This is a genomic window from Streptomyces sp. CNZ287 (genome assembly GCF_007827615.1).
In genome coordinates, this window is the sequence record NZ_VISV01000006.1 from 233,387 (window position 1) to 255,684 (window position 22,298).

Genomic DNA, 22,298 nt, shown 5'->3' on the forward strand with positions numbered 1-22,298 from the left:
CGCTCCTCCCACCGGACGACGCGGACCCGCTCACCGAATGGTGGCCACGTACGGGGCGTGAACAGAGCACAGCTCGCGGCCGGCTCTCGCGGACGACCAGCGGACGGCTTGAACAGCAAGCGGTCGGGGCCGGCATGGCTTCCCGGGCAGGCAACGACCCCATCACGTCCGCGTCGAAGAAACACCTCACCTCATCCCACAGCAGGCCGGCCACCCCACCAGGGTGCCCGGCACCCTGGTGGAACGCAGCCCCGTTTCCCTGGACCACGGACATAGGGGCCCGAGGGCGCCTGATCGCTCAGGGGGCGTGCAGGGCCTGGTCTGCGGTGGCCAGCCAGGCGTCCGGGGGATGGTGGAGCCAGTCGTGCTCCCGGGCCAGGGTTCTCGCAGCCGTGCGTAGCGCCGTCAGGCCCGGGTGGGTCAGGCCGCTGCGCCAGGCGAGGCTGACCGGGGACAGGGGGACCGGGGTCGTGAGGGGGCGGAGGGTCATGGCGGGGATCGGGGCGAATTCCGTGGTGGCCAGGACCGACCAGCCGTGTCTGTGGACGAGCCGCACGAACTCCGCCTCGCCGTCGATCTCCGGGAACGGTGCCGCGAGGCGGATGTCGTGGGCGGCGAAGAGTTCGCGGGCCAGGTCCGTCCACTCCGCCGTCGCCGCGTTCCCGTCGGCCGCGTACAGGGTCTCCCCCGCCAGCGCCGCCAGCGGCACCTCGGGCCCGGCCGCCAGCGGGTGAGCCGACGGCAGCAGCACCGCCATCGGCTCCAGCCGTACCAGCTCGTGCCGCAGGCCCGCCCGCGTCGGCGGCGCCAGCCCCGCCACCCGGCCGAACGACACGTCCAGCCGCCCCGCCGCGATCTCCGCCGCCGCGCCCGTCAGCCCGCTGTGGAACCGCGCGACCAGCTCCAGCTCCGGCGCCGCCGCGCGGGCCGCGTCCAGGACCCGCTGGCCCGTGCTGTAGCGGGCGCCGACGTCCACGAGCAGCGGGCGGGTCCGCGGGTCCGCGGCGGCGGCCAGGGCGTCGTACGCGGCGAGTACCCTGCGGGCGTACGGCAGCAGCCGCTCGCCCTCCGCGGTCAGCCGCACCTGGCGGGTGGTGCGGGAGAACAGCTCCGCGCCCAGCTCGCGTTCGAGCCGGCGGATGTCGCGGCTCAGCGCCTGCTGGGCGACATACAGGCGACCCGCGGCGCGGGTGAAATGCAGGGTCTCGGCGACCGCCGCGAAGGCGCGCAGCAGTCGCGGTTCGACGTCCCCGGGTGCGGTCGGCATCCTGCCATTTCACAACGCACGTGCGTGAATGGCCAGCGATCAGGTGTTGGACCCCCGCGGTCGGCTGCGGCGAGCCTTTCCCGCATGTCCCCCCTACGCTCGCCGCGGCATCTCCTCGGCCCCTACCGGCGGCTCTTCGCCGTCCCCGGCGCCCGCGCCTTCACCGCGGGCAACCTCGTCGCCCGGCTGCCCATGGGCATGTTCTCCGTCAGCGCCGTCATCATGATCGCCGAGCGCTACGGCTCGTACGCCCTCGCCGGCGCCGTCCCCGCCGCCGGGCTCGCCGCCACCGCCGTCGTCGGGCCGCTCACCGCGCGGCTCGTCGACCGGCGCGGCCAGGCCCGTATCGCCGTGCCCGCGGCGGCGATCGCCGCGCTCGGCTCGCTGGTGCTCGCGCTCTGCGTCCACCTCCGCGCCCCGGCGTGGACGCTCTTCGCCGCCTACGTCCTCACCGCCACCACCCCCAACACCGGCGGCATGTCCCGCGCCCGCTGGGCTCACGCCTTCCGCGGCCCCGGGCCCGGCAACGCCGCCGCCCTGCACACCGCCAACTCCTTCGAACAGGCCGCCGACGAACTCTGCTTCATGACAGGGCCCGTCCTCGCCGCGCTCCTGTGCACCACCGTCGTCCCCGAGGCGGGCACGGTCACCGGCGCCGTCCTGCTGATGGGCGGCATCATTCTCTTCGCCTCCCAGCGCGCCACCGAGCCACCGCCCCGGCCGCGCGCGCCGGGCGAGCGGGCGCGGTCGCCGCTGCGGCGGCCCGGGTTTCCGCCGCTGCTGGCGGTGTTCTGCTGCGCGGGTGCGGTGTTCGGGTCGATGGAGGTCGTCACGATCGCGTACGCGGACCGCCTCGGCAGGCCGGCGGCTGCGGGCGGCATCCTCGCGCTGCTGGCCGCGGGCTCCTGCCTGGCGGGCCTCGTCTACGGGGCGCGGCGGCCGGCCCACGGGGATTCCCCCGCGGGCCCGGGGGGTTCGGACGTCGCGGAGGCGCCGGTGGCGAAGACGCCGGTCACGGAGGAGCAAGCCGCGGAGGCGCCCGTCGCGGAGGGGCCGGGCACGGAGGCGTCCGTCGCGGAGACGCCGGGCACGGAGGCATCCGTCGCGGAGAAGCAAGTCACGGAGACGTCCGTCGCAAAGACGCCTGTCACGGAGACGTCGGAGGCGGCCGGGGACACGCTCGCCCCCGAATCCCTCTTCCTCCGCTGCGTCCTCGCCATGGCCGCCCTCATGCTCCTCCCCCTCCTCGCCGCCGCCACCGGCCGTCTCGCTCTCCTCGCCCCCGCCCTCCTCCTCGCCGGCATGGCCACCGCCCCGACGATGATCACCGGCATGTCCCTCGTCCAGGCCCGCACCCCCGCCGGCCGCCTCAACGAGGGCATGACCCTCGCCGTCACCGCCCTCCTCGCCGGCATCGCCGCCGGGTCCGCCACCGGCGGCTGGGCCGCGGGCGGCCCGGCCGCCGGTACGCCCGCCGCCGCGTACGCCGTCCCCCTCGCCGCCGCCACCGCCGCCGCACTCACGGCCGCTGCCCTCAATGCGCCGCGCCGCCCCACGGCTGCGGCAGGGTGACCTGGTGACACCCGCGCGTCACCACCGGCCCGCTCGCGGCATTTCGTGCTAACGATGGTAAAATCCACCAAATCGGTTGCCCGGCTTCCGGGCCAGGGCTGCTGCGACCATGGGGAGCGGACGGTGGCGAGGCCTCCTGAGGAAGGCGGAATCCCGCGCGGGACTGGTGCACAGGAGAAGTGGCTGCCTGTACTGCCTCCTCTACTCCTGTTCACCGGGCTACTCATCGGCCTCTTCACGCCCAGCGATGTCCGGCCGATCGCCTTCCTCGCCACGGCCATGGTTTCTGCTGCCGCGCTGCTGCCCCTGTGGGAGACCGTGCTCACGGGAGTGGGCGCGTGCGCCATCTTTTTCGTCCTGATGGTGCACTTCAATGCGCTACGGGATGTGACCGCGTACTCTGAGCTGGCCACTGTCGCGGCGATTGCGGTATTCGCCGTCTTCCTCAACCGTCTGCTCGCCCGACGCGCCCGTCAACTGGTTCAGGTCCGGTCAGTGGCCGAGACCGCCCAGCTGGCAGTGCTGCATCCGCTTCCACACCACCTCGGGCACGTCACCCTCGAGAGCATGTATCTGGCCGCCGCGGCGGAAGCCCGGATCGGCGGGGACCTGTACGGGGCAGTCCGTACGCCGCACGGCGTGCGGCTGCTCATCGGCGACGTACGCGGCAAGGGCCTGCCCGCGATCCAGGCTGCCGCGACTCTGCTCGGCGCCTTCCGCGAATCCGCCCACGACGCGCCTGACCTGCCCCATCTCGCGCGCCGCCTGGAGACGAGCATCAGCCGCTATGCCTCCCAGCACCCGGGAGTCCTGGGCTCGGAGATCGCTGAGCGTTTCATCACCGCTCTACTCGCCGAGATCCCGGACCACGAACTGGTCGTCCGGACCCTCACCTGCGGTCACCCGCCTCCCCTTCTGCTGCACCGCGGCGAGGTCCGGGAACTGCAAGCGGACGCTCCCTCGCCGCCGCTCAACCTGGGCATGCTTGTGAACGATGAGTTCCACGTCGATCTCACCCCCTTCCACCCAGGAGACCAGCTCCTGCTGTACACCGACGGGGTCACTGAGACCCGCGACCGCTCCGGCGCCTTCTACCCCCTCGCCGAGCGCATCCGCCCGTGGAGCGGCGAGACGCCCCGCCACCTCCTGAAACATCTCCACCGCGACCTCGTCGCCTACAGCGACGGCGAACTCGACGATGACGTCGCCGCCGTCATCGCCCGCCGACGCGCGAGCCTCTAGCAGGCCAGGGTCCTGGCCGACCCCAAGCCCGGCGAACGCGAAGTCCTGGCCGTCATGCCGGCGCTCGGCGCCGAACTCCTCGCCGACCGGCCTGAAGCAGATTCCAGGCCCCGGCGATTTCCCGGGCGGTCTGTTACATTCCGTTGGCTGCGCTCCGCGCAACGCCCCACCGCAGCACCTTCCCGGCGGATCGACTCCCGCCGAGTATCAGGTAATTGGATACGGGCATTCCCAAACCGGGATTTACGTCCCGGCCACCCCGGATTAGCATCTTCCCGCATCGAGCGCTGCCCCGACGAAATTCTTCTGTTTCCGCACATGCGTGCCGCCTGACTTTGCGCTGCCCCTTTCCCTCTGCGCCGACGGGAGTTTTCTCATGGACAACGTCTCACGCCGGAAAGTGCTTCTTTCGGGCGCGGCCGTGGGCAGTGCCGCCGCCCTCGGCGGCGGCCGGCTCGCCGCCGCGACCCCGGCAGGAGCCGCCGCCGGCGTGCCCGCCTCGACCATCACCCCCGCCGACGCGCGCTATCCCGACTTCGTCTCCGGCAGCAACGGCCGCTGGCGCGCCGATCCCGAGGCGATCCGGGTGGCCACGGCCACCGAGCAGGTGGTGGCCGCGGTGGAGGAGGCCGTACGGTCCGGAAAGCGCGTCTCCGTACGCAGCGGCGGGCACTGCTACGAGGCATTCGTCTACCACTCGGACGCCCAGGTCGTCATCGATCTGTCCGCGATGAACGACATCTCGTACGACCAAAAGAGACGCGCCTTCGTCATCGGGCCCGGCTGCACGCTGATGGAGGTCTATATGGAGCTCTATCGCGTCTGGGGAGTGACGATCCCGGGCGGTTCCTGCTCCTCCGTCGGCGCCGGCGGCCATATCCAGGGCGGCGGCTTCGGGCTGCTGTCCCGGGCGTTCGGGCTGACGGTCGACTACATCCACGCGGTCGAGGTCGTCGTGGTGGACGCCTCGGGCAAGGCCCGCGCGATCGTGGCCAGCAGCGACGAGAACGACCCGCACCACGACCTGTGGTGGGCGCACACCGGCGGGGGCGGCGGCAACTTCGGCATCGTCACCCGCTACTTCCTGCGCGCCCCCGGCACCGAGCGGCTGGCGCCGGAGAAGCAGTTGCCGCAGCCGCCCGGCGAGGTGTACGTGCACCAGCAGTCATGGCCCTGGAGCAACATCGACGAGGACCGCTTCCGCACGCTGCTGCGCAACTACAGCGGCTTCTACGAGGAGTACAGCGCCCCCCGCAACCCGTACGCCGGCATGTTCAGCATGCTCGTGTGCAGCACGAAGGCCAGCGGCTCGATCTCGATGACCACCCAGATCGACGCCACCCAGCCGGATGCGGCGCGCAAGCTGGACGACTTCCTCGCCGAGATCGGCGGGCACATGGGCGACGCCCAGCCGACGACGCTGTCGACGAACGAGATGCGGGCGATGCCCGGCCTCTTCGCGCCGCAGGCGCGGCCGTGGCTGGTCGCCACCCGCCAGCTCGGCGGCTCCGGCTGGGGCGGGCGGGGCGACTACAAGTCGGCGTACCTGCGGCGGGCGTTCCCGGACGAGCAGATATCCGCGATGTACCAGAACCTCACCGAGACCGACCAGCGCAGCGCGCTCGTGTCGATCGACTCGTACGGTGCGCAGGTCAACGCGGTCGGTACGGACGCGACCGCGGCGCCGCAGCGGGACTCGATCATCAAGCTCCAGTACCAGGCGTACTGGAGCGAGCAGTCCGAGGAGGCGGCGAAGCTCGGCTGGATCCGGAACATGTACCGCGACGTGTACGCGGACACCGGCGGCGTCCCCGTCCCCAACGAGGTGAACGACGGGTGCTACATCAACTACCCGGACATCGACCTCGGTGACCCGCAGTGGAACACCTCGGACACTCCCTGGCACGACCTGTACTACAAGCAGGCGTACGTGCGGCTGCAGCGGGTCAAGGCCGCGTACGACCCGGGGAACGTGTTCCGCCACGCCCAGTCCGTCCGGCTGCCCGAGTAGGCGGCCGCGGCGGCGCCCGGCCCGGGCGCAGGGGACCCCGGGCCGGGCGATGCGCGCGCCGTTCGACGTGTGCCGGGGTCGGGTTCGACGGGCCGGGGTGCGCTGGCCGGTGGCGTACGGCGAAGGGGCGGGACCGGCGAGGGGCGCACGGACCGGCTCGGCCCGCGCCCTGCGATCGGTGCCGGGTCGAATCGGTTCGCGTACCGCGAAGGGCTCGCGCAGCACGGCCGGTTCGCCTGCCCCGGCCGGTTCACGTGCCCCGGCCGGTCCGCTCGCCGCGACCGGGCCGCATACTGCGAGCAGCCCCGTATCGAATCGCTTCCCGTCCCGCGCCACCCCCGCACCGCCCACCGATCCCCGTCCCTCCCGCTCCACCGGTGACCGTCCCCGCCACGAGAGGAGCACCGCCTTGCACGCCTCCGCCCCGCCCCCCGCACCCGATTCAGGACCCGCCGCCGCAAGTCCCACAGGACCGAGCCGGCGCCAGATGCTGCCGGTCTTCGGCGCCGCGGCGCTGGCGGGCGTCGTTCCCGCGCTGGGCTCCGCCTCGCCCGCGTCGGCCGCACCCGCTGCCGCGGCGCCCGCCTCCGCCGCGGCGGCGGCCCGCGGCCCCCGCGCCGTCTACGTCGGCGGCTACGCCGGCGGTCCCGGCGCCCCCGCCGGGCTCGCCGCGTTCCGCATGGCGGGCGACGGCCGCCTCACTCCGGTCCAGGAGGTGCCCGGCGTCCCCAACCCCTCGTGGCTGGCGGTGCATCCGCGGCTGCCCGTGCTCTACGCCGTCTGCGAGGTGAGCACCTGGAACGGGCAGAAGGGGGGCGGCGTCGTCTCGTACGCCATCGACACCGCCACCGGCGAACTGACCCGCACCGGCGACCAGCCCGTGCCCGGCGTCCCCGCGCACGGGGCGCTCGACGAGCGCGGCGGCCATCTGATCGTCGCCAACTACGGCGGCGCCACCTTCGCCGTCGTCCCGCTCGGCGCGGACGGCACGCCCCGGCCGGTCTCGGACACCGTCACCGTCACCGGTACCGGACCCGACCCCGAGCGCCAGACCGGCCCGCACCCGCACCAGGTCGCCTTCGACCCGGCGTACGGGTACGTCTTCGGCGCCGACCTGGGCACCGACCGCGTCTGGGCCTGGCGGCTGGACGCCGAGGCCGGGAAGCTGACGCCGAACCCGCTGCCGTTCATGCAGGTCGCCTCCGGCTCGGGCACGCGCCACCTGGCGTTCCACCCGAGCGGGCGGTTCGTCTACGTCGCGGGCGAGCTGACGTCGTCGGTGACCGCGTTCACGTACGACGCGGCCCGCGGCACGTTCCGCTGGCTGCAGACCCTCGGCACGCTGCCGCGCGGCTTCACCGGCGAGAGCTACTGCGCGGAGGTCGCCGTGCACCCGGACGGCAGGACGGTCTACGTCTCCAACCGCGGGCACGACAGCATCGCCCGGTTCGCGGTCAGCGCCGACGGGCGGCTCGACCTGCGCGAGACCACCTCGACCGGCGGCGCCTGGCCGCGGCACTTCGCCCTGTCCCCGGCCGGCGACGTGCTGCTGGTGGCGAACCAGAACAGCGACGACGTGGTGTCGTTCCGCGTCACCCGCTCCGGCGCCCTGCGCCGCACCGGCGCCACCGCCGCCGCCCCGAGCCCGGCGTGCGTGGCCTTCGGGGGCGTCCTGCCGAAGTGACGGCCGGCATACAGCGGGAGTGACGCGCGGCGCATCGACGCGGCGGCGGAAGGGGGCGGGTGCCGGCGGGCACCCGCCCCCTCGCCGCTCATTCCGCCGACGCTGTACACAGGCACCGTCCGCCGATGCCGTTCGCCGAAACCTTTTGTCAACGCCATTGACATACTGCCGGGTCCTCCCTACGTTCCTCCGTCGAAGCGCTTCGACACCTCGAATCGAAACGATTCGACGAGAACGACTCTCCCGGAGGCAGTGGATGTTGAAGGCACGGAGAAGGGCGCGCCTGCTGGCTGCCGCCCTGGCGGGAGCCCTGTCGCTGAGCACGCTCGCCGCGTGCGGCGGCTCCGACGACGGCGGTTCCGGCGACGGCAAGACCCTCAGGCTCTGGCACTACGAGGGCCCCGACAGCGCCATGGGCCAGGCGTGGGCCGAGGCCATCAAGGAATTCGAGGACAGCCACCCGGGGGTGAAGGTCGAGTTCGAGGAGAAGGGCTTCGAGCAGATCCAGAAGACCGCCCCCCAGGTCCTCAACTCCAACAAGGCGCCCGACCTCCTGGAGTACAACAAGGGCAACGCCACCACCGGCCAGCTCTCCCGCCAGGGCCTGCTGACCGACCTCACCGCGGAGGCGGAGAAGCGCGGCTGGACCGACGCGGTCCCGCCGACCGTCGCCACCACCAGCCGGTACGACGAGAACGGGGTGATGGGCTCCGGCGCCTGGTACGGCATCCCCAACTACGCCGAGTACACGATGGTCTACTTCAACAAGGACCTCTTCGCGGAGCACGGCGTCGAGGTCCCGACCACGTTCGCGGAGCTGGAGGACGCGCTCGCGACGTTCAAGGACGCCGGCATCACCCCGTTCGCCAACGCCGGCGCCGAGTACATGGCGCATCAGTACCTCTACCAGCTCGCGCTCAGCCAGGCGGACAAGACCTGGGTCGACTCCTTCCAGATGGAGGGCGAAACCGACTTCTCGGACGCGGCCTGGACGTACGCCGCCGAGACCTTCGCCGACTGGGTCGACAAGGGCTACATCGCCGAGAACTCCTCCGGCACCAAGGCCGAGGACGCCGGCGTCTCGTTCATCCAGGGCAAGCACCCGATGCTCTTCTCCGGAAGCTGGTGGTTCGGCCGCTTCCAGGCGGAGATCAAGAAGTTCGACTGGGACACCTTCCTGTGGCCCGGCAGCGACCTGACCCTCGGCTCCGGCGGCAACCTGTGGGTGGTCCCCGAGGGCGCCGAGAACAAGGAGCTGGCGTACGACTTCATCGACATCACGATGAAGAAGGGCATCCAGAACATCCTGGGCGACAACGGCGGCGTCCCCATCGCGGCCGACGCCGCCGCGATCACCGACCCGCAGTCCAAGGCCCTCATCGAGGACTACACGACCCTCGCCGGGAACGACGGCCTCGCCTACTACCCCGACTGGCCGGCCAACGGCTTCTACGACTCGATGACCTCCGAGACGCAGAAGCTCCTCACCGGCAGCGCGGAGCCGGGCGACGTGCTGGAGTCGCTCCAGGCCGAGTACGACGAGAACGTGCTCCAGGAATGACGGCCGTCGTCTCCAAGGACGCGGCTCGCCCCGCCGGCGGGAGCGGAACCCCCTCCCGCCGGCGGTGGCGCACACGCCGCGGCCGTACGCACCGGACGTCCACCGAGGGCTCGTACGCGCTCTATCTGCTGCCCGGCGGGCTGGCGTTCCTGATCGTCATCATCGTGCCGTTCGTGATGAACACCGGGATCAGCTTCACCGACTGGAGCGGTGTCGGCACACCCGAGTTCACCGGGCTGGAGAACTACGACCGGCTCCTCGGCGACGACGACTTCTGGGAGTCGTTCCGGCACAGCCTGGCGATGGTCGCGGCGATGGCGTTGGTGCCGACCGCGATCGGGCTGGTGCTGGCCTCGGCGCTCTTCGACTTCGTCGGCAAGCACGCGGGCAGCCGCTGGGTGGCGGCCGTGCGCGCCTGCTTCTACCTGCCCCAGGTGTTGCCGATCGCGGTCGCCGGCATCGTGTGGAGCTGGATCCTGGCGCCGGAGAGCGGTTCGCTGAACGAACTCCTGGGCGCCGTCGGGCTCGACGCGCTCCAGCAGGACTGGCTCGGCGACCCGGACTGGGCGCTGTACAGCGTGATGACCGTGATGGTGTGGGTGCAGATCGGCTTCCCGCTGGTGATCTTCATGTCCGGGCTCCAGCGCGTCGACCCGGCGCTGCACGAGGCGGCGGAGCTGGACGGCGCGGGCTGGTGGCGGCGGTTCTGGCACGTGACGCTGCCGCAACTGCGGCCGGAGATCGCGGTGGTGCTGCTGTGGTGCACGATCGCGGCGCTGAAGGTCTTCGGCATGGTGTACGTCCTCACCGGCGGCGGCCCGGGCGGGGCGACGAACGTCCCGTCGTACTTCGCGTACCAGAACTTCTTCGAGAACTTCCAGGCCGGCTACGGCGCCGCGATCTCCACCGTCCTCACCGCGCTGATCCTGGTGCTGGCGGTCGTCGCCCTGAAACTGCAGACGCGGGCGGAGGACGAGAACAGATGAGCCCGGTCAAGAAGTATCCCGTGCTCGTGGCGCTGGTGCTGGGCGCGGCGTTCATGGTGCTGCCGTTCTTCATCGTGCTGATGAACGCGGTCAAGACGCCGGAGGAGTACTCCAGCGACGGGCCGCTCAGCATGCCCGACGGCGTGTACCTCGACGGCCTCGCGGATTTCTGGGAGCGCGTCGACTTCGGCCAGAAGCTGTGGAACTCGGTGCTGATCTCCGGCTCGGTGGCGCTGCTCGCGGTGGTGCTGTCGGTGCTGAGCGCGTACGCCATCGGCATCGGCCGGATCCGGGGGCGGCCGTACGTGCTCGCGTTCTTCGTGCTGGCGAACATGCTGCCGCAGGAGGCGCTGGTCTACCCCATCTACTACCTGTCGAAGGAGTTCGGCCTCTACGACACCCGGCTGAGCGTCGTGATCGTCTTCACCGTCGTGCAGTCCGCCTTCGGCACGTACCTGCTGTCCTCGGTACTCGGCGGCTTCCCGCGCGAGGTGATCGAGGCGGCGCGGATCGACGGGGCGACCAAGTGGCAGGTGCTGTGGCGGGTGGTGGTGCCCGTGAGCCGGCCGACGATCGGTGTGCTGATGGTGCTGTTCTTCATCTGGACGTGGAACGAGTTCCTGCTGCCGCTGGTCATGCTCGTCTCGGACGACAACCAGACCGTGTCCGTCGCCCTCGGCGTGCTCCAGGGGCAGCGGGACATGGACGCCACGATGACGAACGCCGCCGCCCTGCTGGGCGTGCTGCCGGCGATCGCGTTCTTCCTCATCTTCCAGCGGACCCTGACCCGCGGCATCGCCGTGGGCGCGGTCAAGTGATCTCCAACTGACCCCGAGAGGCAACGAATGAAGTTCACCGACGGCTACTGGATGCTGCGCTCGGGTGTCCGCGCGGCGTACCCCGTGGAGGTGCTCGACGTCACCGCCGGGGACGGCACGCTGGACGTTCACGCGCCTACCCAGCCCATCCGGCACCGCGGCGATCTGCTGAAGGGCCCGGTCATGACGGTCTCCGTGCACTCCCCCCTGCCCGACGTGATCGGCGTGACGCTCACCCACTTCGACGGCGGCACCGACGCCGGACCCCGCTTCCACATCGCCGGGGCGGAGTCGCACGCGCAGGTCTCGTACGACGACGAGCACGCCCTGCTCACCGCCGGCAGCCTCGCCCTGCGGGTGGCGCGCGGCGGGCCGTGGCAACTGGACTTCCTCACCGCCGACGGGCTGAAGCCGCTCACCTCCTCGGGGCCCAAGGGCATGGCCATCATGGAGACCGACGCCCCCGGCGGCGGCCCGGCCCGGCACTATCTGCGCGAGCAGCTCGGGCTCGGCGTCGGCACGCACGTCTACGGGCTCGGCGAGCGCTTCGGGCCGCTGGTGAAGAACGGCCAGGTCGTGGACATCTGGAACGCCGACGGCGGCACGGCCACCGAGCAGGCGTACAAGAACGTTCCGTTCTACCTCACCGACGCCGGCTACGGCGTCTTCGTCGACCACCCGGGCCGGGTGTCGCTGGAGGTGGGGTCCGAGGCGGTGTCGCGGGTGCAGTTCAGCGTCGAGGGACAGGAGCTGACGTACTACGTCATCCACGGCCCGACGCCGAAGGAGATCCTGCGCAAGTACACGGCACTGACCGGCCGGCCCGCGCTGCCGCCCGCCTGGTCGTTCGGGCTGTGGCTGTCGACGTCGTTCACCACCTCGTACGACGAAGAGACCGTCACCTCCTTCATCGACGGGATGGCCGAGCGCGACCTGCCGCTGTCCGTCTTCCACTTCGACTGCTTCTGGATGCGCGAGTTCCACTGGTGCGACTTCGAGTGGGACCCGCGGGTCTTCCCCGACCCGGCGGGCATGCTGCGCCGGCTGAAGGAGCGGGGCCTGAAGATCTGCGTGTGGATCAACCCGTACATCGCGCAGCGCTCCCCGCTCTTCGCCGAGGGCCGCGACGCCGGCTACCTGCTGCGCAGGCCGGACGGCGGGGTGTGGCAGTGGGACCTGTGGCAGCCGGGGATGGCGCTGGTGGACTTCACCAACCCCGACGCGCGCGCCTGGTACGCGGGCAAGCTCGCGGCGCTGCTCGACATGGGCGTGGACTGCTTCAAGACCGACTTCGGCGAGCGGGTGCCCACCGACGTCGCGTACTTCGACGGCTCCGACCCGGAGCGGATGCACAACTACTACACGTACCTCTACAACGAGACGGTCTTCGACGTGCTGAAGAAGCACCGCGGCGAGGGCGAGGCGGTGGTCTTCGCGCGCTCGGCGACGGCCGGCAGCCAGCAGTTCCCGGTGCACTGGGGCGGGGACTGCGAGTCGACGTACGAGGCGATGGCCGAGTCGCTGCGCGGCGGTCTGTCGCTCGGGATGTCGGGCTTCGGCTACTGGAGCCACGACATCGGCGGCTTCGAGGGAACACCGTCGCCGGCGCTGTTCAAGCGGTGGATCGCCTTCGGTCTGCTGTCGTCCCACAGCCGGCTGCACGGCTCGTCGTCGTACCGGGTGCCGTGGCTCTTCGACGAGGAGGCCGTGGACGTGCTGCGGGTGTTCACGAAGCTGAAGCTGCGGCTCATGCCGTATCTGGACGCGGTGGCGCGCGAGGCGCACGAGCAGGGCGTGCCGATGATGCGCCCGATGGCGCTGGAGTTCCCGGACGACCCGGCGTGCACGCATCTGGAGCGGCAGTACATGCTCGGCCCCGACCTGCTGGTGGCGCCGGTGTTCAACGACGAGGGCGAGGTGTCGTACTACGTGCCGGAGGGCGCGTGGACGCATCTGCTCAGCGGCGAGGAAGTGCACGGGCCGCGGTGGGTGCGCGAGCGCCACGGGTTCGCGAGCGCGCCGGTGCTGGTGCGGCCGGGCGCGGTGCTGCCGGTGGGCTCGGTCGACGACCGGCCGGACTACGACTACGCGGACGGGGTGACGCTGCGGGCGTACGGGCTGCGGCCCGGGCAGCGCGTGGCGGTGCCGGTCGGGGGGACGACGTTCACGGTGGTCTGCGAGGGCGACACGGTGCGGGCATCGGCGGGCGGCGACCCGGCCGGCGCTGGGAAACCGTGGGCGCTGGAGGTCGTGGGCGGCCCCACGGTGCGCGCGGAGGCGGGCCGCGGCGTCGTCGTCGCGGAGCTGGGCTAGGGTCCGGCACGCAGGCATGCCGGACGGCGGGTCGAGCAGGGGGAGTTGATGGTCAAGATCACCGATGTGGCCCGGCACGCCGGGGTGTCGCCGAGCACCGTCTCGTACGCGCTCAGCGGCAAGCGCCCGATCTCCGAGGAGACCCGTCAGCGCATCGAGTCCAGCATCCGCGAGCTGGGCTACCGCCCGCACGCCGGCGCCCGCGCGCTGGCCAGCAGCAGATCCAACGTGCTGGCGCTGGTCGTCCCGTTCCGCAGCGGGATCCATGTGCCGGTCGTCATGCAGTTCGCGGTGTCCGTGGTGACCACGGCCCGCCAGCACGACCACGACGTGCTGCTGCTCACCCAGGAGGAGGGCGAGGAGGGGCTGCGGCGGGTGGCGGACACGGCGCTGGTCGACGCGCTCATCGTGATGGACGTGCAGTTGCACGACGCCCGGCTGCCGCTGCTGCGGGCCCTGGACCGGCCCTCGGTCCTCATCGGCTTCCCCGCCGACGCCGCGGGACTGACCTGCATCGACCTGGACTTCGCGGCGGCCGGCGGGGCGTGCGTGACGCATCTGGCGGAGCTGGGCCACCGGTGCGTGGCGCTCGTCGGCTCGCCGCCGGAGGTCTACCTGCGCCAGACGGGCTTCGCGCAGCGCGTCACGCAGGGCTTCACCGCGGCGGCCGACGAGCGGGGGCTGACGTCGACGGTGCACCCCTGCGAGGCGACCCCGGCGGCGGCGCAGGCGATGGCGGAGCAACTGCTGCGCGAGCACCCCGAGCTGACCGGGGTCGTGGTGCACAACGAGCCGGTGGTGCAGCCGCTGATCGAGGCGTTCCGGCGGCTCGGGCTGCGGGTGCCGGAGGACCTGTCGGTGGTGGCGATCTGCCCGGACGAGCTGGCGGAGCAGGCGCCGGTGCCGATCTCGTCGGTCGCCGTGCCGTCGGCGGAGATCGGCACGCGGGCGGTGGAGCTGCTGATGCGCAAGCTCGACCAACCGGACGTGCCGGAGTCCACGCTGCTGCCGCCGCGGCTGACCCGGCGGGCGACGACGGCGCCGCGGGCCGGCTGAGCGGCGGGCGCCGAGCGGCCGGCCGCGGGGCTCGCGGCCACGGGTCCCCCGCACGCCGGCGTGCCGGGCGCGTCCGCGCGTCCCGCGTTACGGAACGGAGCAACTCATTCTCGTAGTCGAATCGTCATCGAAGCGATTCGACAAGATCCAAAGGAGTCGCGCACATGCACCGAAGAACAGTTCTCGCCGCCTCGTTGGCCGTCCCGCTGTCCGGTCCGCTCGCCACGGCCCTCGCCGGCACCGCCGCCGCGGCCACGCCGCACGCCCCGGGAGCCGCGGCAGCCGCCCGCAAGGTCCGCGAGCTGCTGGGCAAGCTCACCCTGGACGAGAAGATCTCCCTGCTCCACCAGTGGCAGCCCGCCATTCCCCGGCTGGGGATGAAGGCGTTCCGCACCGGCACCGAGGCCCTGCACGGCCTCGCCTGGCTCGGCCCCGCCACGGTCTTCCCGCAGGCCATCGGCCTCGCCTCCACCTGGAACCCGGACCTGATCCGCGAGGTCGGCGAAGCCGTCGGCGACGAGGTACGCGGCCTCCAGCACGAGCGCCCCGCCGGCTGGGGCCTGAACGTGTGGGCGCCGACGGTCAACCTGCTGCGCGACCCGCGCTGGGGCCGCAACGAGGAGGGCTACTCCGAGGATCCGTACCTGACCGGCGTCATCTCCACCGCATACGCGGGCGGGATGTCCGGCGGCGACCCCGACAACCTCAAGACGGCGCCGCTCGTCAAGCACTACCTGGCCAACAACAACGAGGTCCGGCGCAGCGAGACCTCCTCCGACCTGCGCCCGCGGGTGCTGAAGGAGTACGAGGAGCCGGCGTACCGGGCGGCGATATCCGCCGACGCGGCGTGCGGCGTCATGACCGCGTACAACCTCGTCAACGGCCGCCCCTGCACGGTCACCGACCTCAACGCCTCGGTACGCACCTGGACCGACCGCGCCCTGCTCAACGTCACCGACGCCTGGGCACCCAACAACCTCCCGGCCACCGGCTCGCAGAAGTACTTCGACACCCTCGCCGAGGCCGACGCCGCCATCCTCAAGGCCGGCGTCGACAGCTTCACCACCGACGACACCAACGGCAAGCCGACCGCCGACGCCGTGAAGGAGGCGCTGGCCAAGGGCATGCTCACCGAGGCGGACATCGACACCGCCGTACGGCACATCCTCGACATCCGCGCCCGCCTCGGTGACTTCGCCGAGGACGGCGGCCCGTACGGGCACCTCGACAAGTCCGTCATCGACAGCCCCGCGCACCGCAAGCTCGCCCGCCGCACCGCCGCCGAGGCGATCGTGCTGCTGAAGAACGACGGCGCGCTGCCGCTCGACGCCGAAGCGCTGCGCAAGGTCGCGGTCGTCGGCCCGCTGGCGGACACCCTCTACACCGACTGGTACTCGGGCGAACTGCCCTACGCGATCACGCCGCTGAAGGGCATCACCGACCACCTCGGCGCGGGCGCCGAGGTGACCACGAGCGAGGGCGTCGACCGTATCGCGCTGAAGAACGCCGCGACCGGCCGCTACGTCAGCGCGGGCAGCGGCGCGGAGGGGGCGGCGCTGACGGAGAGCGCGACGGAGGCGGGCGAGACCGAGCAGTTCGACGTCTTCGGCTGGGGCGAGGGCATCGTCACGCTGCGGGCCCTCGCCAACGGCAAGGTCGTCGGCCTGCGCGACGGCCAGTTCTTCAACGACCAGGACCAGCCCAACGGCTGGTTCGTCTCCCAGTTGTTCCGGCCGGAGGAGCAGGACGACGGCACGGTGGTGCTGCGGTACGCGGGCTACGAGGACTGGTTCGGCGACGCCGTCTACCTCCGCGCGCGCGAGGACGGCGTGCTCGTCCTCGGCACCGCCGCCCAAGCCTCCCGCTACACGCTGGAGACACTGCGCGACGGCATCGACGAGGCCGTGGCGGCGGCACGGGCCGCGGACACCGCGATCGTCGTCGTCGGCTCGATGCCGTTCATCAACGCCCGCGAGACCGACGACCGGGAGGACATGGGCCTGGCCGGCACCCAGTCGGCGCTGGTGCGGGCCGTGCTCGCCGCCAATCCCAAGACCGTCGTCGTGGTCGAGAACAGCTACCCCACCACGCTGATCTGGGAGCAGGAGCACGTCCCGGCCCTGGTGTGGACGACGCACGCGGGCCAGGAGACGGGCCGCGCGCTCGCGGACGTGCTCTTCGGCGACGTGAACCCGGCGGGCCGGCTCACCCAGACCTGGTACCGCTCGGCCGCCGGCCTGCCGTCGATCCTGGAGTACGACAACATCAAGTACGAGCGCACGTACCAGTACTTCACCGGCGACGTGCTCTACCCCTTCGGCCACGGCCTGTCGTACACCACCTTCCGCTACGGCCGCCCGCGGCTGCTGCGCGACGCCGTCGCCGTGCCGGTCACCAACACCGGCAGCCGCGCGGGCGCGGAGGTCGTGCAGCTCTACACGCGGCAGCGCGACTCGCGCGTGAAGCAGCCGCTGAAGAAGCTCCAGGCGTTCGCGAAGGTGACCCTGCGGCCCGGCGAGACGCGCACGGTGACGCTGCCGCTGCCGCGCGCGGCGCTGGCGCACTGGGACGTCACCCGCGAGCGCTGGGTGGTGGAGCGCAGCACGTACGACGTGCTCGTCGGCGCCTCGTCCGGGGACATCCGGGCGCGGGCGGAGCTGGACGTCGACGGCGAGACGGTGCCGCCGCGGGATCTGCGGCGCACGACGCGGGCGGAGAACTTCGACGACTACGCGGGCGTGCGGCTGGTCGACGAGTCGAAGCCGCGAGGCACGGCGGTGGCCGCGGAGTCGGCGGGCGCGTGGCTGCTCTTCGCCGACGCCGACCTGCGGCGCGGGGCGCGGCGGCTGGTGGCGCGGGTGGCGAAGGAGTCGCCGGGCGCGGTCACGCTGGAGGTGCGGCTGGACGCGCCGGACGGCCCGCTGGCGGGTGAGGCGGCGGTGCGCAGCACGGGGTCGCAGTACGCGTACGAGGAGGTTACGGCAACGCTGCGGGGCGCGACCGGGCGGCGCGACGTGTATCTGGTGCCGGGCGAAGGGGTGCGCATCGCGGACTTCTCCCTGAGCTGAACCGCGGGTTGGTGGTCCGCGGCGGGCGGGAGGACGGCCGCCCGCCGCGGACGCCGGTTCCGGCACCGCCGGGCCGAGGGCACGGCGGCCGGCGGTGCCGGGGCTCACGGGGCTCGCGGGATCCCGGTACGTACCCGGGAGGGAGCCCTCAGTCCGCCGAGACCGCGATCGACTGGAACTCGCGGAGCACCTTCTCCGGCGCCGAGTTCTGGCTCACGGCCTTGCCCAGGTCGTTGCCCATCACCCCGAGCAGCTCGGCCCAGACCGGCCGCGTGGTGGGGTCGAACCGGGCCCGCCCGGTCATCCCCACGTACCGCCCGACCCGCCGGTCGTCCTTGAGCACGTCGACCGCCGACTGCGTGGTGGGCAGCAGGCCCTCGGTCTTCAGATACGGCACATAGTTCTCGGGCCGGTAGAAGAAGCCGAGGAAGTCGCGGATCAGCTCCCGGTTGCCGGACTTCTTGAACGCCATCAGGTAGTCCTGGATCCCGTGCGCGACGGGCGCGGCGCCGTGGCTGACGGGGTGGACGGCGAGCCCGTAGTCGACGTCGCCCTTCTCGATCAGGTCCAGGAACGCCCGCGCACCGAAGGCGCCGTAGACCATCGCGGCCTTGCCCTGCGCGAAGAGCGGCCAGGTGCCGTCGGGGCGGTTGGTCTGGCCGGGGTTGGGCTGGGTGTAGCCGCGTTTGCTGAGGTCCTGGAGGAAGCCGAGCGTTTCGGCATTGCGGTCGCTGTCGATGGCCCACTTGCCGTTCACGGTCCAGCCGCCGCCGTTGGCGCGGGCCCAGGTGCCGAACTCGTAGTGCCCGGACTCGATGCCGAGGGCCAGCCCGTACGGGACGTACTTCCCGGGCAGCGCCTTGATCCGGTCGACGGCGTCGAGGAACTGGTCGCGGGTCTCCGGCGGCCCGTCGAAGCCGGCTTCGCGCAGGATCGCCTTGTTGTAGTACATGCCGTTGACGGTGGCGAGGAACGGCAGCGCGTACTGCCGGCCCTCGAAGGAGGCGTTGTCCGCGAAGGCGGGCATGAAGTCGCCGTAGACCTCGGGGGTGAGGACGTCCTCCGCGGGATGCAGCAGGTCGGCGTCGGCGTAGTCGGCGAAGAGGTTGAGGTTGGCTATGTCGGGCAACTGGCCCGTCTGCACCATCGTGTTGATCTGGGTCTGCAGGTTGCCCCAGTCGATGATCTGCAGCTTGACGCTCTTGCCGGGGTGCTTGTCCTCGAACTTCGCGACGAGCCTGCGCCAGTACGGCTGCGTGCCGTCGGTGTACTGCGCGATGACGACCTTGATGGAGTCCGGGTCGCCGGCCGCGATGGGCCGGCCGCAGGCCGCCGCCAGCGCGCCGAGCGCGGGCGCGGAGGCGAGCGCGCCGCCGGCACGGAGGACGGCCCTTCTGCCGGGCCCGCTGCCGGGCATGGGGTGGCTCATGTGGTGCTGCCCTTCGTCAGGCCGCTCACCAGGAACCGCTCGATGAGCGCGAACAGGATCACCGCGGGCACGATCGCCATCAGGGAGGCGGCGAAGAGGTACTGGTAGTTCGTCTCGTACAGGCCCACGAACTGCTGCACGCCGACGGTGAGCGGCACCCGGTTCTCGGTCGGCTCGTTGAAGACGGTCAGCGAGATGACGAACTCGTTCCAGACCTGGATGAACGTGAAGATGGTGACGGTGATGAGCGCGGGGGCCGCGAGCGGCAACGCCATCCGCACCAAGGTCCGGAAGCGGCCGAGCCCGTCGAGCATCGCCGCCTCGTCGATCTCCACGGGTATGGAGCTGAACTGGGTGTGCAGGATCCAGATCGCGAAGGCGATGTTGAAGGCGCAGTTGACCGCGATGATGAACCAGTAGCTGTGGATGCCGCCGGTGAACACCGCCTCCCGGTACAGGCCGATGAGCAGCGCCACCGCGGGGAACATCTGGGAGACCAGCACGAGCCCGAGGAACGCGCCCCGGCCGCGGAAGTCCGTCCGCGCCAGGATGAACGCGGCGGGCGCGGCGATCAGCAGCACCACGGCGGTGGAGACCAGAGCGACGATCAGGCTGACCCTGAAGTAGTCGGCCAGCGGGATCTTGTCCCACACGTCGGCGTAGTTGGACCAGGCCCACTCGTCGGGCAGGTAGTCGGCGGGCACCTGGAACAGCTCGGCGTCGGTCTTCAGCGAGCCGAGGAACATCGCGACGTACGGCGCGAGGAAGAAGAGCGCGACGCCGAGCCCCGCGAGCGGGAGCCCGATGTGCCGCACCCGCCGCCACCCGGCGGCCAGCGGTCCGGTCACGGGGCGCAGGGCGCGGGCGAGGGCGGCCGAGGCCAGCCGGGTGCGGCGGCCGAGGGCCTCGGCGGCCCCGCTGCCCGCGCGCTCCTTGCCGTACGCGGCGGGCGCGCGGCCCTTGAGGAGCCGGATGAGGACGGCGATGAGGAGGCTGATCGCGATCACGTTGAGCACGCCGAGGGCGGCGGCCTCGCCGGTGTCGAGCCGACCGGTGAAGGCGATCTTGTACATGAAGGTGACGGAGGTGTCGGCGTGGTTGCCGGCCGTCTTGCCCATGATCACCCAGATCAGGGCGAAGGCGTTGAAGACGTGCAGCATGTTGAGCACGAGCGCGACGGTCAGCGAGGGCCGCAGCATCGGCAGCGTCACCCGGCGCCAGGTGGTCCACGGCCCGGCGCCGTCGATCTTCGCGGCCTCCCACACCTCGCCGGGGATGGTCTGCAGCCCGGAGAGCAGGACGTACGCCGTGAAGGGGATCGAGGTGATGACCCCGACCGCCATCAGCGAGAAGAAGGCGATGTCCGGGTCCTTGTACCAGTCCACCGGCGAGTCGAGGATCCTCAGATCCATCAGCAGCCGGTTGAGCAGGCCGTTCCCGCCCTCGTAGAGGAAGCGCCAGACGGTCGCGGTCATCACCAGGGACGTCGCCCACGGCACGATCAGCGCGAGCCGGACGAAGCGGCGGCCGACGAAGTCCTTGGCGAGGAACTGCGCGAGGGCGAGGGAGGCGAGGACCGTGAGGCCGACGACGACCACGACCCACAGAAGGGTGTTGCCGACGACGCCGGGGAGTTCGTCCTCGGCGAAGAGGCTGCGGTAGTTCTCCAGCCCGGCGAAGCCGTCGGTGAGGCCGATGCGGTTGATCTCGACGAAGGACATCCCGACCATGTAGATCGCCGGGAAGACGATCACGGCCGCGATGAGCAGGGTGCCGGGCGCCAGCCAGCGGGCGGGGACGGTCCGCCGCCACAGGGCGCGGAGCGGGCTCACCGGGGGCGGCGCGGCGCCGGCCCGGGGTCCTGGGGACGTCGGCGGGGCGCCGCCCTCGTTCCGTACGGGATCGGCGGCCGCCTCGGTGCGGGGCGTCGTCGTCAACGGGCACCTCCTGCTGCTCGGTCAGGTCCCGGGGCGCCCTGATCGCCCGGATCGCGCCGCTGGGCCCGCACGCCCGGGTGGCGCTGATCGCCCGGGTGGCCTGGGGACTCCGCCGCCTTCCCGTCGCCGGCGGCGAGGTCGTGCAGCGGGACGATCTGCCCGGCGGCACCGCCGAACAGCTCGCCGTCCAGATACGCCACGGCCCGCCCGATCGCGCCGACCGCGACGCACTCCTCGTCGAGCGCGGACGCGCGCAGCTCCGGCACCCGCAGGCACACGTCCTCCAGCCGCCGCCGCAGCCGCGGCAGCAGCACGTCGGCGGCGCGCGAGAAGGCCCCGCCTAGGACGACGAGTTCGGGGTCGAGGGTCATGACCATCGCCGAGGTGCCGAGGGCCAGGTCGTCGCAGTAACGCTCGACGGCCGCCACGGCGAGGGGGTCGCCGCCGCGGGCGGCGGCGAAGGTGTGCCGCGCGGCGTCGCTCTTCGGCACGTCCGGGGGGACGGCGGGGCAGTCGTGGAGGTACGAGGCGGCGGTGACCCAGTGCGTCACGGGGTGCATGCCGACCTCGCCGGCGACGCCGCCGAACCCGCGGTGCACCTGCCCCCCGACGACCAGCGCGGCGCCGGTGCGCCGGCCGGCGTGGAGGAAGACGGTGTCGTCGACGCCCTTGGCCACACCCCACTGGCGCTCGGCGAGGGCGGCGAGGCGGGAGTCGTTGTCGATCTGCACGGCGCAGGGGAAGAGGGCGCCGATGCGGGCGGCGAGGTCGACGCCGGTCCAGTTGGCGACGCCGGCACAGAACTGCACGGTGCCGGCGCGGTCCACGATGCCGGTGGTGCCCGCGCCGACGGCCCACAGGTCCTCGCGCCGCAGCCCGACGGCGGTCAGGCAGTCGGCGACGGCCAGGTCGGCGGCGGCGATGCGGTCGTCGACGGGGGTGGCGGGGCCGACGGTGCGGTGCGTCTGGGCGTGGACGGTGCCGTCGAGGTCGGCGACGGCGGCGCGCACGCTGTGGACGCCGATGTCGATGCCGGCGACGTGCCCGGCGTCGGCCCGGAACCGGTACCGCCGCGCGGGCCGCCCGACGGTGCCCTGCGCGGGCCCGAGTTCCTGGACCCAGCCCAGCTCCACGAGCTGGCCGACGACGTCCTTGGTGGACGGCCGGGACAGCCCTGCCCGCTCGGCGACGGCGGTGAGGGTGAGCGGCTCGGCGCCGCGCAGGACGTCCACGACCGCCAGCGAGTTCAGATGCCGCAGCCGGGACAGGTCCCCGCCCAGCTCCGCTGCCGATGCCATGAGTCACGCCCCTCCCGCGCCCACCGCCTGCCGTGAAGAACCCCACCCACGACGGA

The 22,298-nt window shown here is 72.1% G+C and carries 14 protein-coding genes; 10 read left to right on the forward strand and 4 right to left on the reverse strand.

The window, feature by feature from the left end; genetic code table 11:
• Positions 1–298 precede the first annotated feature (298 nt).
• A complete protein-coding gene (locus FB457_RS14415; protein WP_145782123.1) occupies positions 299–1,267 on the reverse strand; it encodes a LysR family transcriptional regulator in 969 nt (322 codons plus the stop codon).
• Positions 1,268–1,351: 84 nt separating this feature from the next.
• Between FB457_RS14415 and FB457_RS14420 the strand changes: the two genes are divergently transcribed.
• The 10 genes from FB457_RS14420 (at position 1,352) to FB457_RS14465 (ending at position 17,578) form a co-directional block, all read left to right on the forward strand.
• Entirely contained in the window at positions 1,352–2,839 is a 1,488-nt protein-coding gene (locus FB457_RS14420; RefSeq protein WP_145782125.1) for an MFS transporter, read from the forward strand.
• 54 nt (positions 2,840–2,893) lie between these two features.
• Positions 2,894–4,081: a PP2C family protein-serine/threonine phosphatase gene (locus FB457_RS14425; protein ID WP_145782127.1), complete on the forward strand. Its 1,188-nt coding sequence runs from the start codon at positions 2,894–2,896 to the stop codon at positions 4,079–4,081.
• Positions 4,082–4,457: 376 nt separating this feature from the next.
• Complete coding sequence (locus tag FB457_RS14430; protein WP_145782129.1) at positions 4,458–6,092, forward strand: FAD-binding protein; 1,635 nt, start codon at positions 4,458–4,460, stop codon at positions 6,090–6,092.
• Between the two features lie 487 nt (positions 6,093–6,579).
• Positions 6,580–7,776: a lactonase family protein gene (locus FB457_RS14435; RefSeq protein ID WP_047016013.1), complete on the forward strand. Its 1,197-nt coding sequence runs from the start codon at positions 6,580–6,582 to the stop codon at positions 7,774–7,776.
• Between the two features lie 256 nt (positions 7,777–8,032).
• Entirely contained in the window at positions 8,033–9,337 is a 1,305-nt protein-coding gene (locus FB457_RS14440) for an ABC transporter substrate-binding protein (protein WP_047016014.1), read from the forward strand.
• Entirely contained in the window at positions 9,334–10,323 is a 990-nt protein-coding gene (locus FB457_RS14445; protein WP_047016015.1) for a carbohydrate ABC transporter permease, read from the forward strand. Before FB457_RS14440 ends, FB457_RS14445 begins: the two co-directional genes overlap by 4 nt.
• Complete coding sequence (locus FB457_RS14450) at positions 10,320–11,141, forward strand: carbohydrate ABC transporter permease (RefSeq protein ID WP_047016016.1); 822 nt, start codon at positions 10,320–10,322, stop codon at positions 11,139–11,141. Before FB457_RS14445 ends, FB457_RS14450 begins: the two co-directional genes overlap by 4 nt.
• A 27-nt stretch (positions 11,142–11,168) precedes the next feature.
• Positions 11,169–13,454 carry an alpha-xylosidase gene (gene yicI / locus FB457_RS14455; protein WP_047016017.1) on the forward strand — a complete coding sequence of 762 codons (2,286 nt, stop codon included), beginning with the start codon at positions 11,169–11,171 and terminating at the stop codon, positions 13,452–13,454.
• Between the two features lie 48 nt (positions 13,455–13,502).
• Positions 13,503–14,510, forward strand: a complete 1,008-nt coding sequence (locus tag FB457_RS14460) for a LacI family DNA-binding transcriptional regulator (protein WP_145782131.1) — start codon at positions 13,503–13,505, stop codon at positions 14,508–14,510.
• Between the two features lie 164 nt (positions 14,511–14,674).
• Entirely contained in the window at positions 14,675–17,578 is a 2,904-nt protein-coding gene (locus FB457_RS14465) for a glycoside hydrolase family 3 protein (protein ID WP_047016019.1), read from the forward strand.
• 148 nt (positions 17,579–17,726) lie between these two features.
• Here the strand turns inward: FB457_RS14465 and FB457_RS14470 are convergent, their stop codons facing one another.
• From FB457_RS14470 to FB457_RS14480, 3 genes are read right to left on the reverse strand one after another with little or no spacing between them, the layout of a single operon-like run.
• Positions 17,727–19,007 (reverse strand): extracellular solute-binding protein, encoded by a 1,281-nt coding sequence (locus FB457_RS14470; RefSeq protein ID WP_047016020.1) that lies wholly within the window; start codon positions 19,005–19,007, stop codon positions 17,727–17,729.
• Positions 19,004–20,944: an ABC transporter permease gene (locus FB457_RS14475; protein WP_047016021.1), complete on the reverse strand. Its 1,941-nt coding sequence runs from the start codon at positions 20,942–20,944 to the stop codon at positions 19,004–19,006. The genes FB457_RS14470 and FB457_RS14475 overlap by 4 nt, the downstream gene beginning before the upstream one ends.
• A complete protein-coding gene (locus FB457_RS14480; RefSeq protein ID WP_047016022.1) occupies positions 20,941–22,242 on the reverse strand; it encodes an ROK family transcriptional regulator in 1,302 nt (433 codons plus the stop codon). Before FB457_RS14480 ends, FB457_RS14475 begins: the two co-directional genes overlap by 4 nt.
• Positions 22,243–22,298: the final 56 nt, after the last annotated feature.

Bases quoted from the DNA above. Each gene is read 5' to 3' on its own strand.
- yicI (WP_047016017.1), top strand. From the start codon at position 11,169: ATGAAGTTCACCGACGGCTACTGGATGCTGCGCTCGGGTGTCCGCGCG.
- FB457_RS14465 (WP_047016019.1), top strand. From the start codon at position 14,675: ATGCACCGAAGAACAGTTCTCGCCGCCTCGTTGGCCGTCCCGCTGTCC.
- FB457_RS14430 (WP_145782129.1), top strand. From the start codon at position 4,458: ATGGACAACGTCTCACGCCGGAAAGTGCTTCTTTCGGGCGCGGCCGTG.
- FB457_RS14445 (WP_047016015.1), top strand. From the start codon at position 9,334: ATGACGGCCGTCGTCTCCAAGGACGCGGCTCGCCCCGCCGGCGGGAGC.
- FB457_RS14420 (WP_145782125.1), top strand. From the start codon at position 1,352: ATGTCCCCCCTACGCTCGCCGCGGCATCTCCTCGGCCCCTACCGGCGG.
- FB457_RS14440 (WP_047016014.1), top strand. From the start codon at position 8,033: ATGTTGAAGGCACGGAGAAGGGCGCGCCTGCTGGCTGCCGCCCTGGCG.
- FB457_RS14435 (WP_047016013.1), top strand. From the start codon at position 6,580: ATGCTGCCGGTCTTCGGCGCCGCGGCGCTGGCGGGCGTCGTTCCCGCG.
- FB457_RS14415 (WP_145782123.1), bottom strand. From the start codon at position 1,267: ATGCCGACCGCACCCGGGGACGTCGAACCGCGACTGCTGCGCGCCTTC.
- FB457_RS14460 (WP_145782131.1), top strand. From the start codon at position 13,503: ATGGTCAAGATCACCGATGTGGCCCGGCACGCCGGGGTGTCGCCGAGC.
- FB457_RS14425 (WP_145782127.1), top strand. From the start codon at position 2,894: ATGGTAAAATCCACCAAATCGGTTGCCCGGCTTCCGGGCCAGGGCTGC.
- FB457_RS14470 (WP_047016020.1), bottom strand. From the start codon at position 19,007: ATGAGCCACCCCATGCCCGGCAGCGGGCCCGGCAGAAGGGCCGTCCTC.
- FB457_RS14450 (WP_047016016.1), top strand. From the start codon at position 10,320: ATGAGCCCGGTCAAGAAGTATCCCGTGCTCGTGGCGCTGGTGCTGGGC.
- FB457_RS14480 (WP_047016022.1), bottom strand. From the start codon at position 22,242: ATGGCATCGGCAGCGGAGCTGGGCGGGGACCTGTCCCGGCTGCGGCAT.